Below are 6,744 nucleotides of genomic sequence, written 5' to 3' on the forward strand. Positions count from 1 at the left end.
GGGCCGGACGCCGTACTGGGCCGAACGCCGCCCTAGGCTGAACGGGACCGCCACGGAGGCTCGCCGGGTACCCCGCATCGGTGCCCCCGGCTCCGCCCGTCCGCCGTCAGGTGAACGCCTCGACCCGGACCCCCGCCGAGGCGAGGGCGCCGCGGATCCGCCAGGCGAGCTGGGCGGCGCCCGGGGTGTCGCCGTGGACGCACAGCGAGCGGGCCTCGACGGCGATGGGCTCGCCGCCGACGGCCTCCACCGTGCTGTCCCGGGCGATGCCGACCGCGCGGGTGATCACCGATTCGGGGTCGTGCACCACCGCATCGGGTTCGCGGCGCGGGACGAGGGTGCCGGCCCAGGTGTAGGCGCGGTCGGCGAAGGCTTCGGTGACGACCGGCAGCCCGACCCCCTCGGCGACCGTGAGCAGCCGGGAGCCGGGCAGTCCGAGGACGGGCAGCGGCCCGTCGCAGACCGCTCCGGCGCGGAGCACCCCGGCCACCACGGCCTCGGCCTGCTCGGAGTCGCCGACCACCCGGTTGTAGAGGGCGCCGTGCGGTTTGACGTAGGACACCCGGGAGCCGGCGGCGCGGGCGAAGACCTGGAGGGCGCCGATCTGGTAGGCGATCTCGTCGGCCAGTTCCTCCGGCGGGACGTCCATCGCGCGGCGCCCGAAGCCGGCCAGGTCGTGGTAGGAGACCTGGGCGCCGATCCGGACGCCGCGTTCGGCCGCGAGCGCGCAGACCCGGCGCATCGTCGACGGGTCCCCGGCGTGGTAGCCGCAGGCGACGTTGGCGCTGGTCACGACGGACAGCAGCGCCTCGTCGTCGGTCAGGCTCCAGCGTCCGAACCCCTCGCCGAGGTCCGCATTGAGATCGATCACCGCATCGGCCACGCCCGTCCGCCTCCCAGCAGCTGTTGAGCCAGATGGTAGGGCCTGGGGATGGAGCCCGGTGACCGTGACCCGGACGCCCGCAGCGCCCTCCGGCGCGCGGCCATTGTGCACGCGCCCCGGGGCGGCGCCGAGGGCCCTCGACTCAGTGCGTGGCCGTGCGTTGCTGGAAGGAACGTTCCAGCGGACGCAGCGCCCGCAGCACGATCAGCAGAGGGATGACGCCGAAGACACCGAACGACATGTCGATGAATCGCCATGCCAGCGGGATTCCCCGCAGCGGTCCGCAGACCAGTGCCAGCGGGATCACCGCGCCGCAGGCGAGCACCGCCCAGCGGATCACCCAGATGTTGCGGACCGGATCCTTGAGCGGCCCCCAGAAGGCGGCGCCGATCACCAGGTGGGCGAAGGCCAGCCAGTCGGTGCCGTACGCCAGGAACGGGAAGCGGTCGTTGGTCTCGACGATGCCGGTGTGCACCCGTTCGAACCAGGCGAGCGCGGCCGGGAAGTGGTCGGCCAGCGGCGCCGCCGGGCCGGAGGCGAAGTCGACCAGCCAGCCGGTCTCGGTCTCCAGGGGGAAGGCGGTCAGGCCGCTCAGCACCAGGCAGACCAGGAAGAACCGGAGCCACCGCCGGACCCGCCGCAGGATGACCGCAGGGTCGCCGTCCATCTCGCACACCTCCATGTCGAGCGGCCTCCTGGCGGGGGCACGCCGAGGTGCAGGCGGAGCCTTGTCCCACCTGCGCGGAACCGACTCTAGACCCAGCTTTTGAACATGTTCAACGCACCCCTGGGCGACCCCGGACGCCACCGGTGCCATGGCGGACGCACCGCCCCCGGACGCACCGGTGCCCGGGCGCCGGAGCGGCACCCGGGCACCGAGGGCGCAGGTGTTACGCCGTGTACGTGTACGTCACCGGCGCGCTGGTGCCGCCCGCCGTGGTGACCGTCACGTCAACCAGGCCGGGCGCGGCACCCGCCGGAGCGGTGGCCGAACAGAAGGACGGCCCGCAGGAGACGTGCGCGGCCGGAACCCCGCCGAAGGCGATCGAGCCGTACGTCAGGTTGGCGCCCTGGACGTACACGCCGGTCCCGCCGGTCACCGGCCCGCTGGTGGTGGTCAGGCTGCTGACCACCGGCGCGGGCGGCGCCGGCGGTGCGGCGCCGGTGTAGTCGAAGCCGGCCGGCGCGGTGGCCGTGCCGCCCGGGGTCACCACGCTGACCGGGGCGCTGCCCGAGCCGCCCGGCGTGGTCACCGTGCAGGCGGTGTCGGTGCAGGTGCCCGCCGCCGGGACGCCGCCGACCAGCACCATGCCGTGGGCCAGGTTGCTGCCGCTGACGGTCACCGGGGTGCCGCCCGCGCCCGGGCCGGTGGTGGTGCCCAGGCCGGTGACGGCCGGGGCGGCCTGGACGGTCGCGGGCAGTTGGCTGCCGCTGCCGAGGTCGTAGCGGGAGACGTGCCCGGTCGGGTCGGTGTCGTTCGGGTTGGCGGCCGTCACCGTGATCACGCCCGCGACCGGCACCCCGGGAGTGGTGCGCAGGCTCAGCTTCATGAACTCGCTCTTCCCGACGACCCGGGTGCCGGTGAGCACGGCCTCCAGGTGGCGGCCGTCGGGGGAGAGGGTCTCGGTGAAGGTGTAGTCGTACGGCGTGGAGTAGAACATCGCGCCGTCGGTGGTGACGCCGGGCGGCAGGTCGACGGTGAAGTGGGTCGGGCCGGTGAGGTCCGAGGTGCCGGAGGAGACCCAGCTCGCGGCCATGTTGCCGGAGGTGAAGAAGCCGCCGGGGTAGTTCCCGCTCTGCGACACGGTCACGTGCTGGGCGGAGGTCGACGGCGTGCCGGCCGGCGCGGCCACCGCGGCGCCGGTGGTGAGGAGGGTCATGGACAGGGCGGCGCCGAGGGACGCTGCGGCCAGTCGGGTGATCATGCGTCGATCATCACCGAACCGTCCCGCGGCCCTCACGGTTTTGTCGAATACCGGTTCGGGAATGGCGGAATCCCGTCGAAACCGCGTTCCGAATCCGCACCGGACACGCCCCCCGGCCTGCGGCTCGCTCCACCCGCAAGGTCCGTTTCGGTCGATGTCGGTGCGAACCTCTAATCTTGTCCACCGTGACCGCCATCGCTGACCCGCCCACCGAGACCGGCCGCCGGCCGGCCGCCGGCGCCGCCGTGCCCGCACCGCGGCCCGCGCCCGGCCCCGCCGCCGACGAGGGCCTCGCCCGCCGGCTCAAGGCGCTGGCCTGCACCGCCCCGCTGCACGACCTGGACAACCGCAAGGTCAACCTGGCCGGCGAGTACGGCGGCTACGCGATGGCCGAGGTCGGCCTCGCCGCGATCGACCTGGTCACCCTGAACATGGACTTCGACACCGGGGCCGACCGCGAGACGGTGCTCGCCCGGATGCTGCCCAGGGTCGCCGCCCAGGCCCCGCACCGGCACGCCCTCGAGCACGAGCGGGTCGCCCGCTGGGTGCTGGAGTCGCTGATCAACGTCGGCAGCGTGGACCGCGGCTTCCGCGCGGTCTACGGCACCTTCGGGCCGGACGGCGAGTACGTCCGCCGCGACTACGACTTCAAGCTGATCGAGGAGGTCCCCGGCCCCGACGGCGGCGTCTACCTGCGCACCACCGACGAGGCGGTCAACGTCCTGGTCGGCGCGCTCGACACCGACGTCACCTCGGCCCAGATCGCCGCCGAGGTCAAGCTGGAGGTGCTGATCCGCCGCGGCCGCCTGGCCGATGCCCAACTGGCCGCCGAACAGGCCCGGTACCGCACCGTCCAGTACGCCGAGACGCTGCGCCGCGCCCTCGACGCCACCCGCCGCAACGTCCGCGCGGTCGACTGGATGAAGGCGGTCCCGGACCTCATCGACGAGGCGCTGGACCACATCGCCGACCGCTACCGGCACGAGAACGCGATTCTCACCAACATCCGCAAGGCCCGCGACGAGGCCGAGGACCCCGAGCACAAGCGCCGAGCCGCCGAGCTGGTCGACATCGTCAAGGACTGCATCCGCCGTCACACCCAGCTGCAGACCCGCCTGCTGGAGGCCGGCCCGCTGTTCCGCGCCGAGCAGGACCGGCAGGCCTTCGCCACCCCCGGCGCCCGCAGCGGCATCGACCTGTACGGGCAGCTGCTCGCCCCCGTGCTGCGGCTGCCGGTGGAGCAGGCCGTCCGCCCCACCGGCGCCTTCTTCGCCCGCGGCGCCGGCCTGCGCACGCCCGTCTCGGTCCGGGTCGCCGACCTGGTCGACCTGCTGCTCACCCCGCCCGTCGAGCGCGAGCACCTCGGCGCCGAACTGCCCGACCCGGACCTCGTCGCCACCCCGGACGACAGCCGCTTCTCCGAGGCCCAGCTCGAATCCGCCCTGGAGCTGCTCGACCTGCCCCCGGACGCCCCCCGCCGGCTCTCCGGCCTGCTCGCCGACGCCCGCAAGCGGGACCCGGAACTCCCGTACCTGGTCGCCCTGCTGGCCGTGCACGCGGCCAGCCCGCCGGTCGGCACCGCCTACCGCCAGGGCGAGGAGCGCCTGCTGTTCGCCGTGGACGACGGCACCCCGCTGCGCGACCGGGAGTTCGGCGGCGCCGACCTGATCGTCGGCAGCGCCCTGCTCGACGCGGTCGGCATGGCCGCCGACCGCAAGGACGCCGGCTGACCCGACGCCGGAACAGCACATTGACGAACCGTAACCACCGCGCCACCCCCGAGGAGCACCGCCCGTGACGACCAACCACGACACGTCCTGGGCGGCCGAGACCGAACCCGCGGCCCCCGCGCCGATCACCCCGGCCGACGTCGCCGACGCCGCCCGGCTGGTCTCCTTCGGCCTCCAGGCCAAGCTGCTCCCCGCCCGCGACGCCGAGTACGCCGAACTCGTCCGCCGCCACCGCGAGGACCCGCCGTTCGCCCGCCTCGCCGACGCCATCGCCACCGGCATGGGCCTGGTCGTCCTGGAGGTCTCGCCGCGGGCCGGGATGGCCGTCGCCGCCGCCGAGGACTCGCTGTTCGCCGTCCGGATGGGCGACTACTCGCGCCGCGCCGCCTCCGAGTCCACCGACCGCTTCCTGCACGGCCTGGCCCACCTGGCCGTCGCCGCGTTGGCCTTCCCCCGCCCCGAGGACCTCGCCGACGACGGCTACCTCGGCCGGATCACCGTCAACGGCGTCGACTCCTTCGTCCGCCAGGCCTGCCGCCGCCTGGAGGAGCAGGCCGACGCCGACGGCGCCAACACCGACCCGGCCTCCGACGCCCCCGGCCTGGAGGCCGCCTGGCGGGTCTGGGCCCGACGCACCGCCACCGGCGCCACCAAGGACGCCCGCCGGCTCTCCGGCTCCACCATCGGCATAGTCGCCAAGGCCGTCATGTTCCTGGTCGACTCCGGCTTCCTGCAGAAGGTCTCCGACGACTCCGGCGGCACCTACCGCACCACCGCCCGCTACCAGCTCCAGGTCCGCGACCTGGCCGGCAGCGCCGCGATGGCCGAACTGCTCGACCTCGGCATCGTCCCGGTCTCCGACGGCACCGCCAGCCTGCTGCCGCCGGACACCGGTGACGAGCTGGTCGCCGACGCCGGCCTGCCGTTCCACTCGCTCTGACCGCTCTGACAACCCCATAAGACGCACGGAGAACCGCCGCACATGTACGAGCTCAACCGGGTCCGCCTCTACTCGATCGGACCGGCCGGCGCCCGCTACGCCGACACGGTGCTCGACCTGCGCGGCGTCGGCGAGCCCGTCGCCGACCCGGCCCCGCAGCAGATCGGCCTGTTCGGCGAGGACACCGACGGCCCGGTCCGCCGCCCCGCCCCGGCCGGCGTGCTCTTCCTGGAGAACGGCGGCGGCAAGTCCGTCCTGCTCAAGCTGATCTTCTCGGTGATGCTCCCCGGCCACCGCAACACCCTCGGCGGCGCCAGCTCCGGCGTGCTGCGCAAGTTCCTGCTCGCCGACGACTGCGGCCACGTCGCCCTGGAGTGGCAGCACACCGTCACCGGCGAGCTGATCGTGGTCGGCAAGGTCAGCGAGTGGCGCGGCCGCCAGGTCTCCTCCGACCCGCGCAAGTTCGCCGAGACCTGGTACTCCTTCCGCCCCGGCCCCGGCCTCACCCTCGACTCCCTGCCGGTCGCCGAACGCGTCAGCCTGGCCGGCGACCAGAAGGCCCGAGGCCGCCGCCGCACCATGAAGGGCTTCCGCGACGCCCTCACCGAGGCCGGCAAGGCCCACCCCCACCTCGACCTGGTCTTCGAGGACGGCCACGACCGCTGGACCGAACACCTCGGCGAACTGGGCCTCGACCCCGAACTCTTCCGCTACCAGCGCGAGATGAACGCCGACGAGGGCGAGGCGGCCGGCCTCTTCGCGGTCAAGCAGGACAAGGACTTCACCGACCTGCTGCTGCGCGCCGTCACCGACACCCGGGACACCGACGGCCTGGCCGACCTGGTGCACGGCTTCGCCGCCAAGCTCGGCCTGCGCGCCGAACTCACCGCCGAACGCGACTTCACCGCCGGCTCGCTCGACCTGCTGGAACGCATCGTCGACGCCACCGCCGCCCGCGAGAGCGTCCGCGAGGCCCACCGCACCGCCGAGCGCCGCGCCCGCCGCCTCGCCCACGCCCTCACCTCCCGCGCCGCCGCCGAACGCGACCGCGCCCAGGACCTCGCCATCGAGGTCGCCGCCGCCGCGAGCGCCGTCAGCGCCGCCGAGTCCGACCGCACCCGGCACAGCCTCATCGCCGACGAACTCACCCACCGGCACGCCACCCTGAGCCTCGCCGCCGCCACCGCCGAGGCCGCCGCGCTGCGCCGCGAACTCATCGACGCCCGCACCCTGCACTCCGCCTGGCAGGCCGCCGAGGCCGTGCTC

5 protein-coding genes and 1 pseudogene are annotated in these 6,744 nt (G+C 74.3%); 3 read left to right on the forward strand and 3 right to left on the reverse strand.

The genetic code is table 11. From position 1 onward, the window contains the following. Positions 1–106: 106 nt before the first annotated feature. The 3 genes from HS99_RS26210 to HS99_RS26220 form a co-directional block, all read right to left on the reverse strand. Complete coding sequence (locus tag HS99_RS26210) at positions 107–883, reverse strand: LamB/YcsF family protein (RefSeq protein WP_030288640.1); 777 nt, start codon at positions 881–883, stop codon at positions 107–109. Between the two features lie 142 nt (positions 884–1,025). After that, positions 1,026–1,550, reverse strand: coding sequence for a hypothetical protein (locus HS99_RS26215; RefSeq protein ID WP_030554140.1), 525 nt, complete (start codon positions 1,548–1,550; stop codon positions 1,026–1,028). 223 nt (positions 1,551–1,773) lie between these two features. Next, positions 1,774–2,808, reverse strand: coding sequence for an IPT/TIG domain-containing protein (locus tag HS99_RS26220; RefSeq protein WP_050366420.1), 1,035 nt, complete (start codon positions 2,806–2,808; stop codon positions 1,774–1,776). Positions 2,809–2,993: 185 nt separating this feature from the next. On the opposite strand from HS99_RS26220, the gene HS99_RS26225 reads away from it, so the two are divergent. The 3 genes and pseudogenes from HS99_RS26225 to HS99_RS26235 form a co-directional block, all read left to right on the forward strand. After that, entirely contained in the window at positions 2,994–4,538 is a 1,545-nt protein-coding gene (locus HS99_RS26225) for a hypothetical protein (protein WP_370863301.1), read from the forward strand. A 64-nt stretch (positions 4,539–4,602) separates the two neighbouring features. Beyond that, complete coding sequence (locus HS99_RS26230; RefSeq protein WP_030288648.1) at positions 4,603–5,478, forward strand: hypothetical protein; 876 nt, start codon at positions 4,603–4,605, stop codon at positions 5,476–5,478. 42 nt (positions 5,479–5,520) lie between these two features. Then, positions 5,521–6,744, forward strand: a pseudogene (locus HS99_RS26235) (hypothetical protein); the annotation flags it as partial.

This window comes from Kitasatospora aureofaciens (assembly GCF_001188955.3).
GTDB lineage: Bacteria > Actinomycetota > Actinomycetes > Streptomycetales > Streptomycetaceae > Kitasatospora > Kitasatospora aureofaciens.

Bases quoted from the DNA above. Each gene is read 5' to 3' on its own strand.
- HS99_RS26215 (WP_030554140.1), bottom strand. From the start codon at position 1,550: ATGGACGGCGACCCTGCGGTCATCCTGCGGCGGGTCCGGCGGTGGCTC.
- HS99_RS26220 (WP_050366420.1), bottom strand. From the start codon at position 2,808: ATGATCACCCGACTGGCCGCAGCGTCCCTCGGCGCCGCCCTGTCCATG.